This window comes from Actinopolymorpha rutila (assembly GCF_013407855.1).
Taxonomy (GTDB): Bacteria; Actinomycetota; Actinomycetes; order Propionibacteriales; family Actinopolymorphaceae; genus Actinopolymorpha; species Actinopolymorpha rutila.
The window spans coordinates 5,177,751-5,200,181 of record NZ_JACBZH010000001.1; the positions used below are offsets into that span (position 1 = coordinate 5,177,751).

The 22,431-nt window shown below is 68.9% G+C and carries 20 protein-coding genes; 9 read left to right on the forward strand and 11 right to left on the reverse strand.

Annotated features, from left to right (window positions below; translation table 11 throughout):
- Positions 1-894, forward strand: a complete 894-nt coding sequence (locus F4554_RS23135; RefSeq protein WP_179789500.1) for a phosphotransferase — start codon at positions 1-3, stop codon at positions 892-894.
- Between the two features lies 1 nt (position 895).
- On the opposite strand, the gene F4554_RS23140 is transcribed toward F4554_RS23135, so the two are convergent.
- The 4 genes from F4554_RS23140 to F4554_RS23155 all read right to left on the reverse strand — a co-directional run bounded on the left by F4554_RS23140 (position 896) and on the right by F4554_RS23155 (position 6,700).
- A complete protein-coding gene (locus F4554_RS23140; protein WP_179789501.1) occupies positions 896-2,728 on the reverse strand; it encodes an HNH endonuclease signature motif containing protein in 1,833 nt (610 codons plus the stop codon).
- A gap of 174 nt (positions 2,729-2,902) precedes the next feature.
- Positions 2,903-4,921, reverse strand: coding sequence for a PQQ-like beta-propeller repeat protein (locus tag F4554_RS23145; RefSeq protein WP_179789502.1), 2,019 nt, complete (start codon positions 4,919-4,921; stop codon positions 2,903-2,905).
- 209 nt (positions 4,922-5,130) lie between these two features.
- Positions 5,131-6,165 (reverse strand): phosphotransferase family protein, encoded by a 1,035-nt coding sequence (locus tag F4554_RS23150; protein WP_179789503.1) that lies wholly within the window; start codon positions 6,163-6,165, stop codon positions 5,131-5,133.
- A gap of 49 nt (positions 6,166-6,214) precedes the next feature.
- Complete coding sequence (locus F4554_RS23155; protein ID WP_179789504.1) at positions 6,215-6,700, reverse strand: hypothetical protein; 486 nt, start codon at positions 6,698-6,700, stop codon at positions 6,215-6,217.
- A 134-nt stretch (positions 6,701-6,834) separates the two neighbouring features.
- On the opposite strand from F4554_RS23155, the gene F4554_RS23160 reads away from it, so the two are divergent.
- The 4 genes from F4554_RS23160 to F4554_RS23175 all read left to right on the forward strand — a co-directional run bounded on the left by F4554_RS23160 (position 6,835) and on the right by F4554_RS23175 (position 9,962).
- Positions 6,835-7,137 (forward strand): ASCH domain-containing protein, encoded by a 303-nt coding sequence (locus F4554_RS23160; RefSeq protein ID WP_179789505.1) that lies wholly within the window; start codon positions 6,835-6,837, stop codon positions 7,135-7,137.
- 45 nt (positions 7,138-7,182) lie between these two features.
- Positions 7,183-8,424 (forward strand): M20 metallopeptidase family protein, encoded by a 1,242-nt coding sequence (locus F4554_RS23165; protein ID WP_179789506.1) that lies wholly within the window; start codon positions 7,183-7,185, stop codon positions 8,422-8,424.
- Between the two features lie 10 nt (positions 8,425-8,434).
- Positions 8,435-9,064, forward strand: coding sequence for an alpha-ketoglutarate-dependent dioxygenase AlkB (locus F4554_RS23170; RefSeq protein WP_179789507.1), 630 nt, complete (start codon positions 8,435-8,437; stop codon positions 9,062-9,064).
- Between the two features lie 97 nt (positions 9,065-9,161).
- Positions 9,162-9,962 carry an SDR family NAD(P)-dependent oxidoreductase gene (locus F4554_RS23175; RefSeq protein WP_179789508.1) on the forward strand — a complete coding sequence of 267 codons (801 nt, stop codon included), beginning with the start codon at positions 9,162-9,164 and terminating at the stop codon, positions 9,960-9,962.
- 12 nt (positions 9,963-9,974) lie between these two features.
- On the opposite strand, the gene F4554_RS23180 is transcribed toward F4554_RS23175, so the two are convergent.
- The 4 genes from F4554_RS23180 to F4554_RS23195 all read right to left on the reverse strand — a co-directional run bounded on the left by F4554_RS23180 (position 9,975) and on the right by F4554_RS23195 (position 14,311).
- Entirely contained in the window at positions 9,975-10,937 is a 963-nt protein-coding gene (locus F4554_RS23180) for an alpha/beta hydrolase (protein ID WP_179789509.1), read from the reverse strand.
- 114 nt (positions 10,938-11,051) lie between these two features.
- The gene (locus tag F4554_RS33760; protein ID WP_202889430.1) at positions 11,052-11,951 is read right to left on the reverse strand and encodes an ABC transporter permease subunit; all 900 of its coding nucleotides are present in this window, start codon (positions 11,949-11,951) and stop codon (positions 11,052-11,054) included.
- 10 nt (positions 11,952-11,961) lie between these two features.
- On the reverse strand, positions 11,962-12,900 hold the full coding sequence (locus tag F4554_RS23190; protein WP_179789510.1) for a carbohydrate ABC transporter permease: 939 nt from the start codon (positions 12,898-12,900) through the stop codon (positions 11,962-11,964).
- A gap of 91 nt (positions 12,901-12,991) precedes the next feature.
- Positions 12,992-14,311, reverse strand: a complete 1,320-nt coding sequence (locus F4554_RS23195; RefSeq protein ID WP_179789511.1) for an ABC transporter substrate-binding protein — start codon at positions 14,309-14,311, stop codon at positions 12,992-12,994.
- Between the two features lie 375 nt (positions 14,312-14,686).
- Between F4554_RS23195 and F4554_RS23200 the strand changes: the two genes are divergently transcribed.
- From F4554_RS23200 to F4554_RS23215, 4 genes are read left to right on the forward strand one after another with little or no spacing between them, the layout of a single operon-like run.
- Positions 14,687-15,760 (forward strand): alpha/beta hydrolase family protein, encoded by a 1,074-nt coding sequence (locus tag F4554_RS23200; RefSeq protein ID WP_179789512.1) that lies wholly within the window; start codon positions 14,687-14,689, stop codon positions 15,758-15,760.
- On the forward strand, positions 15,757-17,220 hold the full coding sequence (locus F4554_RS23205; RefSeq protein ID WP_179789513.1) for a Gfo/Idh/MocA family oxidoreductase: 1,464 nt from the start codon (positions 15,757-15,759) through the stop codon (positions 17,218-17,220). Before F4554_RS23200 ends, F4554_RS23205 begins: the two co-directional genes overlap by 4 nt.
- A complete protein-coding gene (locus F4554_RS23210; RefSeq protein WP_179789514.1) occupies positions 17,192-17,932 on the forward strand; it encodes a phytanoyl-CoA dioxygenase family protein in 741 nt (246 codons plus the stop codon). The genes F4554_RS23205 and F4554_RS23210 overlap by 29 nt, the downstream gene beginning before the upstream one ends.
- Positions 17,933-17,976: 44 nt before the next feature.
- Positions 17,977-19,035: a DUF2891 family protein gene (locus F4554_RS23215; RefSeq protein ID WP_179789515.1), complete on the forward strand. Its 1,059-nt coding sequence runs from the start codon at positions 17,977-17,979 to the stop codon at positions 19,033-19,035.
- Between the two features lie 57 nt (positions 19,036-19,092).
- On the opposite strand, the gene F4554_RS23220 is transcribed toward F4554_RS23215, so the two are convergent.
- The 3 genes from F4554_RS23220 to F4554_RS23230 form a co-directional block, all read right to left on the reverse strand.
- Positions 19,093-19,488 (reverse strand): hypothetical protein, encoded by a 396-nt coding sequence (locus F4554_RS23220; RefSeq protein WP_179789516.1) that lies wholly within the window; start codon positions 19,486-19,488, stop codon positions 19,093-19,095.
- Positions 19,461-20,726: a flavin-dependent oxidoreductase gene (locus tag F4554_RS23225; protein WP_179789517.1), complete on the reverse strand. Its 1,266-nt coding sequence runs from the start codon at positions 20,724-20,726 to the stop codon at positions 19,461-19,463. The genes F4554_RS23220 and F4554_RS23225 overlap by 28 nt, the downstream gene beginning before the upstream one ends.
- A gap of 247 nt (positions 20,727-20,973) precedes the next feature.
- Entirely contained in the window at positions 20,974-22,374 is a 1,401-nt protein-coding gene (locus tag F4554_RS23230; protein WP_179789518.1) for an MFS transporter, read from the reverse strand.
- Positions 22,375-22,431: the final 57 nt, after the last annotated feature.

Sequence of the window (22,431 nt, forward strand, 5' to 3'; positions counted from 1 at the left end):
GTGGAAGCTTCCGAGGTCCGGCGCGCGGTCGACGCCGCCGAAGCAACCGCGTCCGGGCTCGGCCTCGAGGTCCGCGATGCGGTCGTCGTCCACAACTCGGACCGCATCGCCGTACGCCTGACTCCCTGCGAGGTCCTTGCTCGGGTCGCACCGGCGTCGGCGTCATGGCAGGCGGGCATGGAGTTCGAGGTGGAGGTCGCTCGCCGTCTCGCCGAAACCGACAGCCCGTTCGGTGAACTCGAGCCTCGGGTGGAGCCGGCCGTCCACGTGCGTGACGGCTTCACCATCACGCTGTGGACATACCACGAGCCCGTCGTCGTCGACCGGCGGGCCGACGTGTCGTCCGCGCAGCTCGGCATGTCCTCAGACGTCGTGCCGGCGGACTATGCGGACGCACTTGTCAGGTTCCATGCCGGCCTGCGCCAGATCGACGTGGACGCGCCACACACCACCGCTCGAGTCGCCGGCTGGGTACACGGCATTGACAACCCGGAGTTGACGCCGGACCTTCGCGATCCCGACCGCGAACTCCTCAGCGACACATTCGGGCGCGTGAGCGCGGCGATCGGTGGCTGGGGTTGCGAGGAGCAGTTGTTGCACGGTGAGCCGCACCCGGGAAACCTGCTCAGCACCAGTCGGGGCCCGCTGTTCATAGACGTCGGTACGTGCCAGCGCGGGCCGATCGAATACGACCTCGCCTACGTGCCCGAAGAGGTTGCAGAGCACTACCCTGGGGCCGACCAGGACCTCGTTCACCAGTTCCGCATCCTCATGTGGGCTGGGGTCGCGACGATGCGCTGGGGCCGGGACGATCAGTACCCGGACCGGGACCACTGGCGAGTCGAGGCACTCGACCAGCTGCGAGCAGCACTGGGCCGCTGCGGACCGGATTGAGTCAGAACGGCGGTAGGTCATCGTCGGCCGTCCTCGTGCCGGCGGTGGCGGGTGCCGGTTCGGGTGGTGCCGGGTCGGTGAGGGATGGTGCCCCGCTTCGGTAGTGCCGGCCGTAGGGGTCGGTGAGCCTGTGCTCTCCCGGCCCGGTCTGTTCGAGTTTCCAGTCCCGTTCGGTTTTGGCTTTGTGGTGGCGTGGGCACAGGGGTGCGATGTTGTCCACCGAGGTGGCACCGCCGTCGGCGTGTTCGGCGTTGTGGTCCAGGTGACAGGTCGCCGCGGGTCTGCGGCAGGTGGTCCACACGCAGCGCTGGTCGCGGGCATGCACCAGTTCTGCCTGTAGTCCGCGCAGGAACCTCGCCGGTATCGGATGCAGGCTGAGTAACCGCCCGGTGACCGGGTGGGTGACACCCACACTGAATCGGGCCTCGGGGTTGTCGAGATTGTTCGCGACCAGCCTCGCGGCGACCTCGGTGATGACGGGTCCGAACCCGCCGAGTTCACCGGGCCGGGTGGACAGTCCCATCAGCGTGGTCAACGGGACATTCAGCTGGATCTTCGCCCGCGTTCGTATCCCACCCCAGCTCGGTTGCGAGGAAGACCAGGGCCGCGGTGTAGCTGGTGGTTCTGTCGGCGGATCAGACGTGCCCGCTGGCTCGTCGGGTCGCCGGTTCTGCTGCGGGATGTGGCCCGCGGCGGGATGACCGGTGGCCGCCTCGTCCCCGGCTGCGTCCTCTGTGGCCGCGGTGCGCTCGGCGGCGTCGTGGGCGGCGGTGTCGTGCACGGTAGAGCAGTGACAGGGGGTGTAGTGCGGCGAGGTGTTTCCGGTCCCGGCGGGAGCGCAGTCGCTGCAGTCGCAGTCGGCGCTGTGCAGGTCGTGGTCGGGGTACCGGTGAATGGCACAGTGCCCCTGCTCGGTCTCACCCTCTCCCTGCGGCGCGCTGCCTTCCGCGTCACACTGATCAGCCTCGTCCTGCTCTGTCTCGCCAGGTGTCTGGTCGGCTTGCCTGGGGGCGGAGCAGTCGGTGATGTCGGCGGTGCCGGTGAGCAGGGCGGCGGCGACGTCGGCGCGGAGTTGGCTGAGGGTGCGGGGGTCGCCGGTGGATTTGACCGCGCGGGCGATGGCGTCGATGTAGCCGTACGCCTCAGCAGCCTGGTCGGCGGACAGGCCGCGGATGGCGAGGTCGGCTACGCCGTCGACGGCGGGCCACATCGCCACGTTCCGCCCGGTCCGCGCGGCCCGATGCCGCTTCAATGCTGCGTCGGGGTCGGCTTTGAGGACCTCTGCCTCGACTTTCGCCCGCAACAACCCGCCGCGCAGGTCGAGCACCTTGGGGAACAACGCGTCCTCAATGGCCTCCCACAGGTCGGGTTTGGCGTCGGTGATCCGGTCCACGATGGTGCGGACCTCGTTGAGCTCCAGCCCACCAGACGCCAGAGCCTCACGTACCCGTGGCAGGCGGGGCGGGGTGGTGGCCAAAGACACGTACTGGTGTGCGCGGTAGCCGGTCCACCCCAGCAGCGGTTCGAGGACCTCCGGGGTCATCGGGTCCGGCGTGACGGTCCGTCCGGCCGGCTCATCACGCATGCCGGGCTCGGCGTAGGTCAGCTCATTCACCGCCGCCAGACACTCAGCATCCAACCAGCAGATCAACCGCCGCTGGGCCCTGATCAGCTCCTCCAGCTCCCACCCGTTACACGCGGCCAGATCAACCGAAGCCACCGCCGCCGCCAACTCCGGCCCGCCCGGCAGATCAGCGAACCCGGCAGGCAGCACCCGACGACCACCAGGCCCATTGCCTAGGTGGTCGTCGAAGTGCTCACCGCTGTCGCTCATGCGTTCGATTCTACCGAACAAGATCCACTACTGCTCGCCGGAAACCCCTTACCCACAAGAAGATTCGGCGCGATGTTCAGATCTACATCTACGACAGCCAGGCCGACGGAATCACTCGAACAGAACGACTCACCGCCGCCGGCCACGGCATGGTTGGCAGCCGGCCGCCGCAAGTCATGACGGGAGGTGGATGCGTACGAGGTTGCGGCCGCGCACTGTGAAGACATCCCCGGAGTCCTCGTCAACCGCGAGTTGCGGCTCGTTGTACCAGTCGCCCGCGAGCCCGGAGACCAACGTCGTCGTGGTGGCGTCGGGGTTTACCCTGGCCAGCACCTCGCTGGTCACGGCGAGCACAGCGCCCGCCCGCACCGCGAGGTAGCCGTGCCGCCCGGCCGGTATCCGCCCGGAGCCGACCACCGTGCGGGTCACAGGATCGGCCACCAGTAACGCCCCCTGCGCCGTAACGCCGTACAGCAGACCGTGATGGTGCACCAGGCTGACGTACCCGGTGGCACCCGGCACCGCGGTCCACGTCCACACCACCCGTCGGGTCGTGAGGTCGAAGCCGGCCAGCACCGCCTCCTTCGCCACCGGCGGCGCACCGTCCACTGAGATCTCGGTGCCGAGGTAGGCGACATCGCGATGGCTCGCCACCGCCGCGACCCCCTGGCCGGCGGCGAGATTGTCGTACCGATCGATCGCGCCGGACCGGACATCGACGATGGCGAGCGCACCACCGGGTATGCCGTACTCGTTGCGTACGCCGATCAGCAGCAGCCGACCCGGTGGATGCAGGCGCATCGAGCGGGGCCGGTTGGCGAGGCCGCCGATCTCGCCGATCCGGACGACGTTCGCGGACCGGTGGTCGTACGCGTCGACCAGTGCGCCCGGATAGATCGCCATCGCGGTGCGGTCGCGTACGGGAGTCATCGACTTCGCCTCCCCGTCCACCCGCACGCGCCGACTCGTCCTCCGGGCCAGATCGCGCACCTGCAGGCCGAAGTTGCCGCCGACGAGCACCTGCCCGGAGCCACCCGCGTACGACACCGACTGCGGCGGCTCCGGTCCGGTCCGCAGGCCGACGTCGACCAGGTCGACGACGTTCACCTTGCCGCCGTTGGCCGCGTCGTAGGTCCACCACAGCCCCGCGCCGGACGCGCCGTGCACGACGCCGTCCCGGACGAACACCCCGCGCGTCTCCTCCGCGGCAACCGGGACAGCGAGCCGGGTCAGTTCCCCGGTGTCCAGCCGGTACGCATAGAGGGCGCCACTCGGACGAGCGGTGAAGTACGCCGTGTTGCCGTCGATGGTGATCGCGTCGATCGTGCGTTCACCGGTGGTGACGGCGGTGTTTTGCGTGGGATCGGCCCGGTCGATCACGACGAGCTGACCGTGGGGTTCGGTGCCGGCCACCACGTGGTCGGCACTCACGGCGACGTCGTAGACGAACGACTCACCGTGCAGCGACGCCGGCAGGATGTCGGTCCGGGCGCCACTCACCGGATCGATCGCCACCAGCCGGGCCGACGTGCCGGTGCCCGCGTACACCGTGCCGTCGGGACCGACCGCGACACAGCGGACGTACTGCAGGCCCGGCACCGCCTGACGGAGGTCGCGGATCACAGGACTGCCGGTGCCGGTTGTGGGATCGATCTCATAGACCTTCCCACCGGGGAACGTACCGGCGTAGACCTTCCCCGACGGTGAGGCGGTCAGGTCGAACGCGAACTGCTCGTTTCCCAACCGGCCAAGGCGTTCCACTATCCCGGTGGCGAGGTTCAGCCGGTGGATGTCCGCTACGGAGTACATCCCGGCGTACACCGAGCCGTCGACCGCCACCATGCCCCAGCCGCCGAGCCCGGTCGTCAACTCGTGGTTGGCAACCACCTTCCCGGTGTTCAGGTCGTACTCGGCCAGGATCGGTGGCTCGAGTCCACGGGTCACCACGAAGCCGCGGTCACCGGCGACCGTCGCCCCGACGATCGGCGCTCCCAGCACCGCCGGGCCGAGGTCGGTGATCGTCGGCGCCGCTTCCTGGGCAGCTTCCGACGTGGCACGCGTCCCACCCGCAGCGTGTGCGGTCGCCGCGCCGACCGGAAGCGTCGCCGCGACCGCCCCGACACCGGCCGCACCCGCCGCGCCGAGCAGGCGTCGCCTGGAGATGCCGTCGTTGTCGCGTTCGGGCGTGGTCATCGGTTGCCCTCCAGTCCGATTCGGACGAGGTCGCGCCCACCGCAGCGCATGCAAGTGCGGAGCCGTCGGGAGCCGTGGCGATCACGGCGTCGCGTCGATCACACGTTTCGGTCGGGACTGTAATTAAGGATCGGCGGGCATGACAGCCCTCGCTCGATCCGCGTCCGCGTTCGGCCGCTCCTGCAGCTCCGGTCGCGGCAGGACTCGACTCAGCTCAGAAAGGTGAACGCCTGGTCGAGGTTCGCCTCGGCGATCATCCGCATGCCCTCGCGGTCCGGGAAGTCGCTCTCGAGGATGAGCAGTGGCTTCGCGACGAGCGACAGGTGCTCCGCGAGCTGGTAGAACTCCAGCCGTCGCTCGTCGAGGTCGCCCCGGCGAAGGGCCTGGTAGTGCTCGCCGAAGCGGATCCGCAGGAAGACGTGCTCCCATTCGACGTCGAAGAACATCAGGCCCTCGATGTCGATGAGGACCGGGGCACCGCCACGGTCGATCATGACGTGATCCGGTCCGAGTTCGCCGTGGATGAGGCTGTACTGCGTACGAGGACGAACGGCCCCGGTCAGCGTCCGGAGGACGTCGACGAACTCGTCGTGCGCCTTCGCCATCCGCTCGTCCCGGGACGCGGCGCCGGCGAGGTCGGTGAGCGCGTTGTCGAGGACGACCTGTTCACACGAGGAGCCGATCGGCCGGCCGCCGCCGTCGACCATGGCGACCTTGCCGTACGTCGGCCCGAGGTGGTCGTGCATGCGGCCGAGGGCGTCACCCAGCCGGCCCATGACCGCGCTCGCCGCCGTCGGATCGCTGTCCAGCAAGGTCTCCAGGTTTGGTCCCCGGAGGTCCTCGACGACTGCGCCGTCGGCCGGGAAATGCGCCCGGCTTCGGTCGGCGAGGTAGACCCGCGGACTGCGCACTCCCACCTCGTCCAGGTGCGTGCGCGCGGCCTCGAACAGCTCGAAACCGGAGGCGTGCGAGAACGGATCCGCCCAGTCGCCGTCGGAGGCCTGGTCGTCGCCTCGCCCGGCATCGTCGACGTCAGCCCCCGATGACGACGGCCAGTAGTTCTCGTCCGGGTCCCAGCTGTAGACGACTGCCGTGGTGTCGTCGTCGAACGCGAGGCGGTACACGCCCTTCTTGGTGCCACCAGCCAGGCGTTCGGTGGCGACCAGGCGGCGGTCGCGGCCGAACGCCGCGCGTGCGAGCGCCGTCAGGTGCTCGGGATCTGCGAACTTACGTTCCGCGGTCATCAGCCGATCTTCGTCGGACGCAGAGCGGTCACACAAGGCATTCCAACGGTCAGGCACCGGGTGGTTCGAGGACGAGACCGAGGTTCTTCGGCCCGCGGAAGTCCAGTCGTACGGACTCGCAGCGGCCACCGAGGTCGCGGTGGTGCGCGGCGACCGCGGCGAGGAGTTCGGCCTGGCCCAGCCGATGGGAACGATCCCAGAAGTTACAGCAGGGCACCACCAGGACCGGACGCGTGACGGCCGAGTCGACCACCTCCCGCAGCGCCTCGTCCGGATGCAGTCCGACCACGACGTCGTAGAAGTCGGCCATCGCCGCGGAGTACTCCTCCGCCCGTCCGGGCACGCCCTTCAGCGTCCAGCCGCGCGGATCCACCACCTCGCACTCCATGCCGTACCGCTTGCGCAGCAGCCGCGCCAGCATGCCCTGGCCACCGGCCACGTCCGCGACGTACCTCGCGGCGGGGAACCGCTCTCCGACATACGCGGCGACCACCTCGAAGCGGGCAGGGTCACCGTGGAAACGATGCCGGCTCACGGCTCCCTCCCCGCGACGCGACGACGGCGCGACCCGGTGGTGCGCGGTCGTTGGCGTCATCGGCGTCCCTCCCATGAGTTCGTTGTCATGCTCGGTCATTGAATCGTCCCGGTGCGGCGGGCAACAATTCTCCGGTGCAGTTCAGCGCGGATATTCGTGATCGGGTAGCGGACGGCACCATCACAGTCTCCTACCGGCTCTGGTCGCGCCCACAGGTCAAGGTCGGCGGCCGCTACCTGAGTGGGTCGGTGACGATCGAGGTCGACGAGATCGAGCTGGTGCCGTTCTCGTCCATCGGGCAGGACGATCTTGCGCGGACGGGAGAGGCCGACCTCGACGCTCTCCGTCGTCGCGCCGCACACGCCGGCCCGATCCGAGCCGACACGCTGCTCTACCGCGTGGAGTTCCACGTCTCCGGACAGCCGGAGGACGAGTGACGTCCGTGCGGACGCCGCTGCCGATGGGCGGCATACGCTGCGGCCATGGTGCCCGAGGTCGGCCGTACAAGCATCGACACAAGCATCGACCGAGCCACCGTGGCCGTCGAGCACGACCTGATCGCCCTGCGGCGTGAGATTCACCGGCGGCCCGAACTCGCCGGAGACGAGAAGAACACCGCGGCCCTGGTGGCCGACCGGCTCAGGGCCGCCGGGTTGGACGTGTCGACCGGAGTCGGGGGCAATGGCGTCGTCGGGATCCTCGATGGTGGCGGACCTGGGGCTACGGTCGCCTACCGCGCGGACATGGACGCCGTCGCGATGGACGAGGACGTCCCGTACGAGTTCCGTTCCCAGGTCGCCGGCGCCGGCCACCTGTGCGGGCACGACATCCACACAGCGATCGGTGTCGGCGTCGCGCGCGTACTGGCCGAGGTGAGGGCGCAGCTACCTGGCCGGGTCGTGTTCTACTTCCAGCCGGCGGAGGAGTCCCTCAGCGGGGCGCAGGCGATGATCGACGACGGCGCCCTGGACCTGGCCGGTCCACAGGAGATCTACGCCCTGCACTGCGCGCACTTCGACGTCGGCCGGTTCGCGGTGATGCCGGGCCTGGGGCTGCCAGGCCACGACAGCTTCGATCTCGAGCTCGACGGTCAGGATGCGCCCGCGCGGGCCACGGAGATCACGGCCCGGGTCGGCCGCCTGTCCACGGTGACTCCTCCGACCACCCCGCAGGAGCACCAGGACCTGCTGGCCGCACTGCAGGTCGAGGACGGGCCGATGGCCCGATTCGTGTCCGCCGGCGCGGGGGCGGGCGTCGACCCGAACAGCTCCTCGACCCGGGTGCACGGCTGGGTGAAGGCATGGCCGGACGACCTGTACCCCGGCATTCGCGACCAGGTGGCGCAACTGGTGCGCGAGATCGGCGGGCCGCGGGCGGTGGAGCAGCTCAGGTTCCGGGAGAGCAGGTTCCCGGCCATGGTGTGCTCGCCCGACCTCAGCCACGCCGCGGCGGAGCACTTCCGGACGACCGTCGGCCCGGATGCCGTGGCCGTGCTGCGGGCATGCTTCCCGTTCAACGGCGAGGACTTCGCTCACTTCCTCGACCGGATACCGGGAGCGATGTTCTTCCTCGGAGTGGCCAACCCGGCAGCCGGGCTCAGCGGCCTCGTGCACACCCCGACCTTCGCTGCTGACGAACGCGCGATCGGCATCGGAACCCGTGCCATGGCGGGATGGCTCGCCGACCGCCTCCTTCGACGAACGTCTGTTCGAAGCATCGGGTAGGGTCGGACGCGTGACCTCGGCGTTCCAGGGCTCCCTGCTGGACTATGCCGACGAGCCGGGCCTGGCCGAGCTCGCCGGCGCCGTCCGCCGCGTGCCGCTCAGCTACGGAGCGTGGATCGACCTGCGGCCGGGCTGGGTGCGCGGCTCCGACCAGCTGTTCGAGCGGCTGAGTGAGACCGTCCCGTGGTACGCCGAGAAGCGGCAGATGTACGACCGGGTGGTCGACGTCCCGCGGCTGCTGTGCTTCTACGACGAGGACGCGCCCCTTCCCGACCCGCTGCTCGACCAGGCGAAGGCCGCCCTCGACACCCACTACGCCGAGGAGCTGGGCGAGCCGTTCCGCACCGCCGGGCTGTGCCTCTACCGCGACGGCAGCGACAGCGTGGCCTGGCACGGTGACCGGATCGGCCGCGGCCGCGGCGACGACACCATGGTGGCGATCGTCTCCCTCGGCGCTCCGCGTTCGCTGCTGCTGCGACCGCGCGGCGGCGGTGAGACGATCCGGCATCCGCTCGGCCACGGCGACCTGATCGTGATGGGTGGCTCCTGCCAGCGCACCTGGGAACACTGCGTGCCCAAGACCAGAGGCGTGGTCGGGCCGCGGATCAGCATCCAGTTCCGTCCGCGCGGGGTGCGCTGAGCCGCGCGCTCCCTCCCCGCCCGATGGGCGAGACGGGGCAGACCATGCCCGGACAGCTCCCCTACCGCCCGCCCCGCTTCGTGGTTGGCTGGCGGGCATGCACATCGATCTCAGTGGACGTGTCGCCGTGGTGACCGGTGCCGGGCGCGGGATCGGCCGCGCGCTGGTGCGCCGACTGGCCGCCGAAGGGGTCACCACCGTGGCGCTGGACGTCCACCCCGACGAGTTGGACTCCCTGGGGGCCGAGCTCAGGTCCGAGAGTGCCGTGCCCGCCAGTCAGTTCGTCTGCGACGTCACCGACCTGGCCCGCATCCAGGAGGTCGTGGAGGAGACCGTACGCCGGCACGGTCGCATCGACATTCTGGTCAACAACGCCGGCATCGTCGCGGGCGGACCCGTCGACGTGCTGTCGGAGGAGAGCTGGCGGCGCTGCCAGGACGTCAACCTCACCGGAACGTTTCTGATGTGCAAGGCCGTCGTCCCGGTGATGAAGGAACAGCGTTCCGGGCGCATCATCAACGTCTCGTCGTTCGCCGCGATCGTTCCCACCGCCGGCGGTTCGGCCTACGCCTCGGCGAAGGCGGCGGTCGCGCACTTCACCCGGGCACTCGCCGGTGAGCTCGGCCCGTGGAACATCACCGCGAACGCCTACGCCCCCGGCATGGTGCCCACGCAGATGAACCACTTCGCCGAACGCTCACCGGACGAACAGGACAGGCTGCTGGACCTGCTCACGATCCGCCGCTGGGGTACGCCGGACGACATCGCCAACCTGGTCTGCTTCCTCGCCTCCGATCAGGCCGGCTACGTGACCGGAACGCTGGTCGACGTCAGTGGCGGCAAGCTCGCCACCCAGATGCCCCGCGCCGCCTACGACCGGGCGGCCCGCACGACCTGAGCGGCGTCTCGCTCAGGCCTTCAGGTGGTGCCGCAGCATCGTCGCCGCCTGGGTCACCGCGGCCCGGGCGGCACCGGTGTCGCGGAGCGCGTCCAGCAGCACGAAGTCGTGGATCGTTCCGGCGTACCGCACTGCCGTCGTGGGCACGCCGGCCTGGCGCAGCCTGACCGCGAACGCCTCTCCCTCGTCGCGGAGCACGTCCGCCTCCGCGGTGATCACCAGCGCCGGTGGCAGGTCGCGCAGGTCGTCGAGGTCCGCGCGCAGCGGGCACACGGTGGGCAGCGCCCGCTCGTCCTCGTCGGTGGTGTACTGGTCCCAGGCCCATCGCATCGCGTCCCTGCGCAGGAAGTAGCCCTCGGCGAACTCCTCGTAGGAGCCGGTGTCGAACGCCGCGTCGGTCACGGGGTAGAACTCCACCTGCGCGGCAAACCGGACGTCGCCGCGCTGTTTCGCCAACAGGGTAAGGGCGATCGCGAGGTTGCCGCCCACCGAGTCACCGGCCACCGCGATGTGGGAGGAGTCCAGTCCCTGCAGGGCACCCTGCGCGCAGACCCACTGCGCCGCCGCGTAGCACTGCTCCAGCGCGACCGGGTAGCGCGCCTCCGGTGATCTGTCGTACTCCGGGAACACCACCGCGGCGTGTGCCTGGGTGGCGAGCTCGCGCACCAGCCGGTCGTGGGTGTGCGCGTTGCCGAACACCCAGGCGGCGCCGTGCACGTAGACGACGGCCGGCAGCAGGCCCCGTGCCCGCGGCGGGCGTACGACCCGCACCCGGACCGACCCCGTCGGGCCGCCCGGGACGGTCACCCACTGCTCGTCGACCTCGGGCTTTTCCACCTCGCCGGACTGGACCTCGTCCACCGCTGCCCGGCCCTGCTCGGGCGGCAGCTCGTAGAGGTAGGGCGGTGCGTCGGTCGCCTCGGCGAACGCCTGCGCGGCCGGGTCGAGCGCGATACCTCGCGGGTTCGCCGTCATGGGCTGCTCCTGAGACCAGAACGTACGACTCGGAACGTACGATCACAAACGTACGACGAGAACGCACCACTGCGAACCTGAACCGGAACTCCGGCCCGAGATTCTGCCCGCGGCCTACTTCAGGGCACCCCGCGTCAGCCCGGCCACGAACTGTTTCTGGAAGAAGATGAACACCAGGATCACCGGCAGGGACGCCAGCAACGCACCGGACAGCAACATTCCGTAGCGGAAGTCGTACGGTCCGATGAGTGAGGAGATCCCGAGGTTCATGACGAACATCTTCGGGTCGGTGGTGATGATGAGCGGCCAGAAGTAGTCGTTCCACAGTCCGAGGAACGTCAGGATGCCGAGCACGGCCAGCCCGGGCCGCACCAGCGGCACGACGACCCGCCACCAGATGCCGAACTCGGTGGCGCCGTCCACCCTCGCCGCGTCGAGCAGCTCGTTGGGGATCGAGAGGGTGTACTGCCGCATCAGGATGATCCCGAACGCCGTCACCGCCCGCGGGATGATCAGGCCCTGGTAGGTGTTGAACCAGTCCAGCGTCCGCATGATCTGGAACTGCGGGACCAGCAGCACCTGGCTGGGCAGCAGGATGGTGGCCAGCATCAGGAACAGCAGCGGGGTCTTGAACCTGAAGTCGTGCTTGGCGAACGCGAACCCCGCGAGCGAGGCGAGCATCACCGCGAGGAACGTGCCCACCACCGCCACGATCGCGGTGTTGAGCATCCACCGGGCCACCGGGAAGCCCTGGAACAACTGCGCCATGTTGGTGAACGTCCACGTCCGCGGCCACAGGGTGAGCGGGACGCCGAAGATCTCCGCGTTGCTCTTGAACGCGCTGAAGGCCATGTAGAGGTAGGGCAGCACCTCGACCAGGACGCCGATGAGCAACAGGACGTTGATGACGACGAACGACACGAGCGGCCAGCGCCGCCTCGTCCCTACCGTGGCCGCGGTGTCGGCCTGCGTGCGCGCGGATGCCTTGGTAATGGCCTTGTGAATGACTGCCACTTGCTTCACCTCACTCGCCGGGCGCGGACCTACCGCGGAAGACCTTGATGTTGACCAACGACACGATCAGCAGGAAGAACGTCATCACGTAGGCGATCGCGCTCGCGTAGCCGACGTTGAAGAACTGGAAGCCCTGGTTGTAGATGTAGAGCGTCACCGTGAGCGAGGCGTCGGAGGGCCCGCCGTTGGTGAGCAGGAACGGCAGGGCGAACAGGTTGTACGACCCGATGATCGCCTGCAGGACCACGAACAACGCGATCGGCCGCAGCAGCGGCATGGTGATGTGGCGGAACGCCTGCCAGCTGCTGGCCCCGTCGATCGCGGCCGCCTCGTAGAAGTCCTCGTCGATGCCGTTGAGGCCGGCCATCCAGTACAGCGCGTTGATGCCCGTCCACGTCCACACGCCGATCAGCACGATCGCGAACATCACCAGCTTCGGGTCGGTCAGCCAGGCGAACGGCCCGATGCCGAACCAGCCGAGTGCCGCGTTGAGCAGGCCGAACTGCTCGTCCAGGATGCGGGCGGCGATGACGGTGATGACCACTTCCGACGTCAGCACGGGGAAGAAGAAGGCCGTTCGGTAGAACGTCTTCCAGCGCACCGACCTGGAGTTGATCGCCAGCGCGATCAGCAGGGACAGTCCGCCGATCAGGACGACGCTGCCGAGCGCGTAGATCGTGGTGTTGCGCAGCGCCATCAGGAACCGCGGGTCCGACATCAGGTGGATGTAGTTGCCCAGGCCCACGAACGTCCGGTTCTCGAACCCGAAGCCCTTGGTGAAGCTCAGGAGGAACGAGTAGATGATCGGATACAGGCCGAACACCAGGAACAGCAGGAAGAACGGCGCGATGAACAGGTAGGGCGACACCTTCCGCTGGCGTTGCCACCACCACGTCCGGGCCGGCTCCAGCGGCGCGGTCAGACGCGCGCCCAACGTCGACGTCGCCATCAGGCAACCTCTCCTTCTCTCACGACCCCCACGGCAACGGCCTCCACGACGGCTCCCAGAACAGTCCCCACGACGGCCCTCACGACGGCCCTCACGCGGTCACGAAGTTGATGGTGTCGATCGACTCCCGCTGCGCATTGGTCAGCGCCGACCGCGGGGCCATGTGCAGGTTCTGCATCGGCGGGGTGAGGCCAACCCGCACGAACGTGCTGGTCGTCTCCGGCCAGTACGGCGACATGTAGGCAGTCGGGATCTCCGGCGACACCTCGTGGATCAGGGCACCCACCCGCTGGTTGTCGAAGAACGGGAGCGGCTCGGACAGCCGCTTGTCGGCGAACGCGGGCTTGTAGGTCGGCCACACCTGGCGGATGCCGAAGTCGGTGAGCAGCGCCTGGGAGTTGGTGTGCTCCCACAGCACGAAGTCACGGGCCTCCTCGGCGTACTTGCCGGTCTTCAGCACCGTCACTCCGGTGCCGCCCCAGGTCGCGGTGCGCGGGCCGCCGGCCTCCCATCGCGGGAACGGCATCAGGTGCCACTTGCCCTTGGTCTGCGGGATGTTCTGCTGGACGAACCCGCTGAACTGCCAGGAGGGACCGAGCAGGGACGCGATCTTGCCCTGCTCCAGCGCGACGTTGTACGACTGGCCCGCCGGGCGCAGGGTCGACCAGCCCTCCCTCATCGCGTTCTGCATCCACGCCAGCGTGCGCACACCCTCGGGGCTGTCCAGTGCCGGCCGGCCGTTCGGGCGGAAGAAGCCGCCTCGTTGCTGCAGCGTCTGCATCCACCACTGGCTCCAGTCGAGGTACGCCTGGTCGATCAGGTAGCTGCCGGTGTCGCGATGGAACCGCTTCGCCTCCTCGACGAAGTGCTCCCAGGTGGTGACGTTGGTGTCGACCTTCGCCTTCTTCCACACGTCCCAGCGATAGCTGAGCAGGCAGGCGTTGAGCTCGTTGCCGATGCCGTACGTGTGGCCCCGCCAGGACCAGGGGTCGGTCGCGGACGGATGGTAGAGGTTGTCCCATTCACCCATCTGTTTGAGCTTTGCAGCCAGATCGACGAAGAGAACGCTCCCTTTGATGAAACGGGGGAACTGACTGATTTCTACGTCGGCCATGTCGGGGCCGCCCGAACCCGCCTGGGCGGTGATGAGCAACTGGTCGTGCATCTGCGTGAACGGCAGAATGAGCCAGTTGATCTCGAAGTCCGGGTTCTTCTCCTTCTTGTACCGCTCGAACGCTTTCTTCTGCCACGCGATACGCGTATCGGTGAATGCCCAGAAATTAAGCGTCTTCTTCGCCCCGCGATTGACGTTAGGCGCCTGCCCGCAACTGCCCAGCACCGACCCACCAGCGACCGCGGCTCCTGCCGCTACAGCACCTTTGAGCAGTGCCCTTCTGGTCACAGACGCCATCTTCACCAGCCTTTCGAAAGCATCGGACGCACCGACTTCCGCAATATCGGGCAGTTCGTTTTTCTACTGATGGAAATACGGTTGACGCGACACACACGAATCCGCCGTCGGAGGCGTTGAGCGTACGACGTGACGCATTGCACGGCTACCCGGGTGGCCAGCTTCGGACAGCATTGGATTCAGGTACTGACGCGGATTAGGAACTGAACTTTCAAGTGCTGAGCGCTCAACAAAGTGGGTTGCCCTTTTTACGTCGAAAGGCATCGACGCAACATCGACCCAACTGACCGCAAAACTCGCCGGCGCGGCCGACCCCGGGCATGCGGCGCCGGGGCCGTGGACGGGTCACCGGCGCCTGCACTAGCGTCCCAGAACATGCCGCACGGACCAGGCAAGCCTGGCAACACCAGCCCGTACGAGATGTTCCGGACACTCGCCGACCACAACCGACCGAAACACGGCTACCGGCCGGACGAGGACGTCGCCGCCTGGCGGGCACGGGCTCTGCCGGACGTGCTGGCCACGCTCGGCCACTCGCCCGCCGCGGCGTCCCAGCCGCGGGCCGACCTGGTGGCGGAGTGGCAGGACGGCCCGGTGCTCACCCAGCGCTGGCTGCTGTCGGTGAGCGAACACCTCGAGGCCTACGCGTACGTCAACCGGCCCGCCGACCTGGCGCCGGGTGAACGACGTCCGGCGCTGCTGTGCTGGCACGGCCACTCCGCGGGTGGCAAGGAGGTGATCATGGGCAACGCCTCCTCCCCCGAGTACCGCGACGCCGACCTGGACACGCACACCTCCTACGGCCGCCGGATGGCCGAGGACGGGTTCGTCACCTTCGGGGTCGACTGGATGGGGTACGGCGACCAGGACGACCGCCGCAAGCCGCACCACCACGACGTGGCCGGCAACCGGGACTGGTGCAACCTCTACTACCTGCAGGCGACGATGCTCGACATGACGCCGCTCGGCATCAACCTCGCCCATGGACGGAGCCTGGTCGACCACGTGGTCACCCTGCCGTTCGTGGACGCGGACCGGCTGGGTGTGATGGGGCTGTCCGGCGGCGGCACGATGACGCTGTGGAGCGCGCTCACCGACGATCGGCTTCGCGCGGCCGAGATCATCTGCTACAGCGACCTGTTCGCCGTCTTCGGGTTCCGCGACCTCAACTACTGCGGCTCCCAGATCGCCCCCGGGCTGTTCACCCTGGTCGACCTCCCGGACCTGCAAGGGCTGCTTGCGCCGCGTCCACTGCTGGTTGACATCGGTGCGTACGACGAGTGTTTCCGGCTGGAGTCGGCGATGGCCTGCCACGAGCGGGTACGCGAGATCTACCGTGCGGCCGACGCGGCGGACCTCCTCGAGCTCGACCTGTTCCCGGGCGGGCACGGCTGGGGCGGCAACCGGTCCGTGGCGTTCTTCTCCCGTCACCTAGAGGTCGGCCGATGAGCGGCAGGCCGACGGGTCGCCGTACCCGATATGCCCTGTGCGGCCTGTCCAACCGCGGGCTGTCGCTGTTCGCGCTGCCCCTGCTCGGCCTGGACGCCACGGGCACGCGGCGGGCCGAGCCGTCGGAGCTGTCCGGCCTGTCCGATCTGTCCGACCTGTCGAAGCACGGTGAGTTGGTCGCGATTCTCGACGTGGACGCCGACCGCGTACGCGCGTTCGGCGACCTGACTTCCACCGCCGTCCCCTACTACGCTCCGGCCGACTTCGACCGGATGGTGGACGAGACCGATCCGGACGTCGTGCTGGTCACCTCCCCCGACGCCACCCACGCCGTCTACGCGATCGCCGCGCTGCGCCGGGACCGCGACGTCATCACCGAGAAGCCGATGGCGGCCAGCTGCGCGCAGGTTCGGGAGATGCTCGCCGCCGAACACGCCGGCCGCGGGTCGATCAGGGTGGCGCACAACCTCCGTTACACCGAACGCAACCGGCAGCTGAAACGGTTGCTGCTCGACGGCGCCGTGGGCAGGGTGACCAGCGTCGAGCTGACCTGGAGCGTGGACACCCACCACGGCTCGAGCTACTTCCACCGGTGGAACCGCGAACGCCGGATCTCCGGCGGGCTGTCGATCCACAAGGCCTGCCACCACTTCGACATGGTCAACTGGCTCGTCGGCGACGTGCCGCAGCAGGTGTTCGCCTACGGCGCGCTCAACTACTACGGGCCGAACAGCCCGCACCGCCCGGAGGCCGTCGGCACCGCCGACGCCGACGACAACACCGACCCGCGCCGGGGTTGCCCGTACCACCAGCGCTGGCTGGCCGACGGCGACGTGCCGGAGGACGACCACCTGAAGCCGCGCACCGGCCTGGGCGGTCTGCCGTACACCGTGCAGTACCCACCCGGTCGGCAGAACTGGATCTACGACGAGGCCATCGACATCGAGGACACCTACTCCGCGGTCGTGCGCTACCGCTCCGGTGCGAGCCTGAGCTACTCGGTGCTGTTCTCCGGCGCGTGGGAGGGGTACCGACTGGCGATCAACGGTACGCACGGACGACTGGAGGCGTGCAGCGTCGACTTCCGTGACGGGAAGGGCGAGACGCCGGAGTCCGGGCAGATCGTGCACTACCCGATGTTCGAGCCGGTACAACACCACGACATCGCCGGTGGCGAGGGAGGGCACGGCGGCGCGGACCCGCTGATCCGGCGGGATCTCCTGCTCGGCCCGTCGAAGGAGTCGCTGGACCTGCGAATCCCGGCCGACAGCCGCGAGGGTGCGCTGGCGGTGGCGATGGGCGAGGCGGTCTGGCGTTCGGTGGCCGACAACCGTCCGTACCTGATCGACGAACTGCTCGACGACCCGCTTGAACGGAACAACCGCACGAACGTGGCCGAGACGACGGGGAGGTACGGCGATGGTGAGCGACATGGCAGCAGCGCGGCAGGTGGTGGGTGAGCACGCCGGGCGCGACGGGTTCTTCCTGGTGGAGGACCTGGTCGGCGCGGACGACTGTGCGCGCTACGCCGCCCGCCTCAACGAGTACGCCAGTGGCCGGCGCGCGGCTCCGGACGGCATCAGGCTGCAGCGGGAGCCGGCGCTCGACCGGTCCGGCGAGGTACGCCCGGACGGCGGGGACATCCGCAAGGTGGACGGGCTGTTCCACGACGACCTGCTGCACGGGCTGATCACCAGTGAGCAGGTACAGCACTTCGTCCGGGCGCTCGTCGGTGAGCCGCCGCGGCTGTTCCGCGCCACCGCGCTGATGAAGCCGGCGGCGGTCGGCTCGGAGAAGGGCCAGCACCAGGACTCGCCGTACTGGCCGATCGAGCCGATGTCGCTGTGGTCGTGCTGGATTCCGTTCGACGACGCCACCCTGGACAACGGCTGCCTGACCGTCGTCCCCGGCAGCCACCGGCGCGGCGCGTTGCCGCACGTGCAGACGCAGGACGACTTCGTGGTACCCGCCGAGCACTACGACCCGGCCGCCCTGGTGCCGGTGCCGATGAGGCGTGGCTCCGCGTTGTTCTTCCACAGTCTGCTGCTGCACGGGAGCGCGGCGAACACCTCCGGTGACCCGCGCCGCGCGGTGACCATGAGCTATGTGGGGCCGGGCCACCGCTACACCGGCACGCCACCGGCCCCGGAGTACCCCGCCGTCACTCGGTAGGGTCAGGACGTTCCAGGCGACGTCGACGCGAGGAGCGATGCCCGGTGGTCGAGGAGCGGCGGGAGTGGCGGGAGCTGCTGGAGGCGAACGCCGCCGGCTACGCACGGGTGGCGCTGGACAACATCGACCGGGAGTTCCCGTACGCCGTCCCGCACACGATGCGGGAGCCGGGTGACTTCCCGCACCGGCCGCGAGCACAGCACCCGGTCTTCTACGGCAGCTACGACTGGCACTCGTGCGTGGAGATGTACTGGCTGCTGGTGCGCCTGCTCGCGACGGCCGGTCGTGGCGTCCCTGTCGGGGCGCTACCCGAGGCGGAGATCCGGTCCCTCCTCGACAGCCACCTCAGCGCCGACGGCCTGGCCGCCGAGGCCGCGTTCATGGTCGATCGGGTCGGAGGTCGCCGCGAGCGACCCTACGGGTGGGGCTGGGCGCTGCGGCTCGCCCACGAGCTGGCGAGCTGGGACGACCCGGACGCCCGGCGGTGGTCGGAACGCTTCACACCGTTGGCCGAGACCCTGACCGGGAACTTCCTCCGGTGGCTACCCAATGCGACCTATCCGGTGCGGTACGGCATGCATTCGAACAGCGCCTTCGCCGTGTCCCTGTCGCTTCCGTACGCCCGGGCCCGCGCGGCCGGCGGCGACCCGGACCTGCTCAACGCACTCGTAGCGGCCACGCACCGGTGGTTCGGTGACGACCGCGACTACCCCGGCGCGTGGGAGCCGTCCGGCAGCGACTTCCTCTCCCCCGCGCTGACCGAGGCCGAACTCATGGCCCAGTTTGTGCCGGCGGAGGACTTTCCGACCTGGCTCGAACGGTTCCTGCCCGGACTCGCCGACGCGAGACCGGCGGCCCTGTTCACCCCGGCGATCGTGTCGGACGGCAGCGACGGCCAGATCGCACACCTGCACGGCCTGAACGCAAGCCGCGCGTGGTGCTGGCGCCGGATCGCCGAGTCCCTTCCCGGCGACGACCCGCGGGTGGGAGTCGCGCTCACGGCGATGCGGCGTCATGCCGACGCGGCGTTGCCGCATGTCGCCGGGAGCGACTACATGGTGGAGCACTGGCTCGCGGCCTATGCCGTCCTCCTGCTCACCTGAGCGCCGCCCACCTGTCACTCGTCGGTCCAGGCAGCCAACTCAGTCGAGGTAGGCAACTCAGTCGACGTAGGCAACGTCGTCGACCTGGAACCTCGCACTCCAGGGCGTGTCCGACCCGATCGCCCGGAAGCTGACCTCGATTCTCGTCACCTTGTTGCGCGGGGCCCAGTCGCCGACGTCGACCTGAAGCCCGTTCCACCTGTCCGGCGTGAAGGTACTCACCGTCGTCGACCGGCGCTCGGTTCCGCTGACGAGAGTCAGCGTGGCCTCGTAGCCGGTCGCTCCGGGCGCGCCCCCGTAGGAGTCCACCCAGGCGACGACGCTCTTCGCGCCGGACAGGTCCAGCGGGCCGGCCGGGTCGACGGCGACGGTCCTGGTCGCCGAGGCCGGTGCCGCGGCTCCGGTGGCTTCCAGCGCACCGGCCCTCAGGTCGTCCGGCGTACGACGTTCCACGAGGGACGGCTGTTGAGCGCCTGGACGTCCATGTCGCTGAGCCGCCGCTGGGCACCAGCCGTGCCGGCGAGCTCCTCCGGTGTCAGCACGTCGGCGATGTCATCGAAGCCGTGTGGCGCGCGTTCGGTCACCAGCGCGATCGTCTGCTCCATGGGCAGCTCGCGCTGGGCGAGCACAAGGTCGGCGGTGGCAGGCCTGCGCTCCTCCTCGTACGCCGCGAGACCGGCCGCGGGGTCGGTGGTCACGGCCAGCTCTCTCGCCAGCACGCGGGCGTCCAGTACGGCCTGGGAACCGCCGTTGGATCCAACCGGATACATGGGATGCGCGGCGTCCCCGAGCAGGGTGACCCGGCCAATTCCCCAACTGGGCAACGGATCCCTGTCCACCATGGGGTACTCCAGGATCCGCTCCGTGCCGGCGAGGATCGCGGCGATGTCCGCGCCGGGAAGCCGCCAGCCGTCGTAGTGCGGGAGTACGTCCTCCAGCCGCCCGGGCCGGGACCAGTCGGCCGCCGGCGCCGGGCCTGGCTCGGCGAGCGTCACCTCTGCCACCCAGTTGAGCAGTGCTCGCCCTCGAGCCCCGGCGCGAGCCGAGACGGGGTAGAGCACGAACTTCGCCGACCGGTTCGAACCCGCGATGATCATCGTGGCGCCGTCGAGGTAGGGATCCCCCTCGACCGTTCCGCGCCACATCCGGATCCCGTTCCACAGCAGCGGTCCGTCGTTTGGGTGGAGCCGGGCTCGCACGGTGGAGTGAAGACCGTCCGCGCCGACGAGAACGTCGGCCGTCTTCGACAGTCGCTCCCCGGTCCGCACGTCGCGCAGCAGCGCCGTGACTGCGGTGCCGTTCTGCTCGAAGCTATCCAGCGCCAATCCTGTCGAGATGCCGCCGAGGCGGTCGCGTACGTGCTCGAGCAGCATCATCTGCAGCTCACCGCGGTGGACGGAGTACTGCGGCCAGTCGTATCCAGCAAGCCTCCCCCGAGGAATCGTAACGATCGTGCCGCCGAACCTGTCGGTGTACATCATCCGGCTCGTCGGTATGCCGATCTCGGCGAGCGCGTCCCCAAGGCCAAGGTCGGTGAGCTCGCGGACGGCGTGCGGCTGGAGGTTGATGCCCACGCCGAGGGCACGGGGCTGCACGACGTACTCGACGACCTCGCAGTCGACACCCGCCGCGTGCAGGCTGAGCGCTGCCGTGAGCCCCCCGATCCCGCCCCCGACGATCAGTACCTTCATGCTCTCTTTCCTGTCTGCTGGAGATTCACGACATGCCTCGCGCACTCAGGTGCCAACGGGGCTCCCTCTTCTCCATCGTCACGAAGAGGGCGTTGGGCAGACAGTCCAGCACACGTATGAATCGCCGGCGGCCGGTGACCATGGATCTGGGAACGGTCTCTGACGCAGTCCTGCCCCGACGCGAATCGCGTCGGGGCAGGAACTGACTTCAGCGGGCCGGGTCAGCCGAGCATGCCTGGCCGGGCACTCAGGTGGTGCGGGCCGCGGCGGTCGCGCCCACCGGCTCCGGCTCCAGCGCTACCGGCGGCGGAGCGTCCTCGGTGCCGGGCACCTCGGTGCCGTTGATCGGGCACCGGCTGGTCTCCGGGATCCGAATCAGCGAGATGGCACCGATCGCGCAGGCGGCCATCATGTAGAACGCCGGCGTGAGCGCAACCCCCGTCTTCGCCGTCAGCCAGTCGTTGACGGCCGGCGCCGTGCCACCGAACAGCGACGTCGAGACGTTGTAGGCGATGGCGAACCCGGCGTACCTGATGTGGGTGGGGAACATCGCCGGGAACGTCGCGGAGATCGTCGCCAGCTGCGGAACGTAGAGCAGGCCCAGGACGGCGAACCCGATCACCGCGCCCACCACGTTCGTCGCCATCAGGATGAACATCGGAACGACCGCGACGAACAACCCACCGAGCGACAGCCACCACATCGGCTTGCGACCGAACCGGTCGGAGAACGCTCCGGCGAAGGGCAAGAACAACATCATCGCCAGCATGCCGATGATCGGGACGACCAGCGACCAGTTCGCGCTCAGCCCGATCTCCGTCTTGAGGTAGGTCGGCATGTACGTCAGCAAGGTGTAGTTGACGACGTTCAGCGCGATCACCAGGCCGCCGAGCTGAAGGATCGGACGCCAGTACTCCGTGATCAGGCTCCGGAACGGGTGGCTGACCTTCTCCTTCTCACCCGACTCCTCCAGCTCCTGGAACACCGGAGTGTCCTCCAGCTTGGAGCGCAGGTAGACGCCGATCAGCCCGAGCGGAGCCGCCACGAGGAACGGCAGCCGCCAGCCCCACGCGTGCATGGTCTCGTCGCCGAGTGCCAGCGAGCAACCAAGCATCAGCAGGGCACCGAGCGAGAAGCCCGACAGCGTGCCGAACTCCAGGAAGCTGCCGAAGAAGCCGCGACGCCGGCTGGGGGCGTACTCAGCCATGAACGTCGCCGCACCGCCGTACTCTCCACCGGTGGAGAACCCCTGGATCATCCGCAGGATGACCAGCAGCGCGGGTGCCCACAGGCCGATGGAGTGGTAGGAGGGGATGAGTCCTACCGCCAGAGTCGCGCCGGACATCAGCAGGATCGTCAACGCGAGCACGTGCTTGCGACCGAGTCGGTCACCCAGCGGTCCCCAGATCAGACCGCCCAATGGGCGAACGAGGAACGACACCGCGAACGTCAGCAGGGCGAACAGCGTCGCGTTCTGGGTGTCACCCGGGAAGAACGCTGCCGAGATGTAGATGACGCCGTACGAGTAGATGCCGTAGTCGAACCACTCGGTTCCGTTCCCGATGGCCGACGCGGCGATCGCTCTGCGCAACACCCCCGATGGTTGCTCTTCTTCCACGGTCGGTCTGGCGGATTTCTGTGAACTCATAGTCCTCCTCGGCCGTTTCCGGACCGCGGCACGCTAGCAGCGTCCAGTGCAACGTTT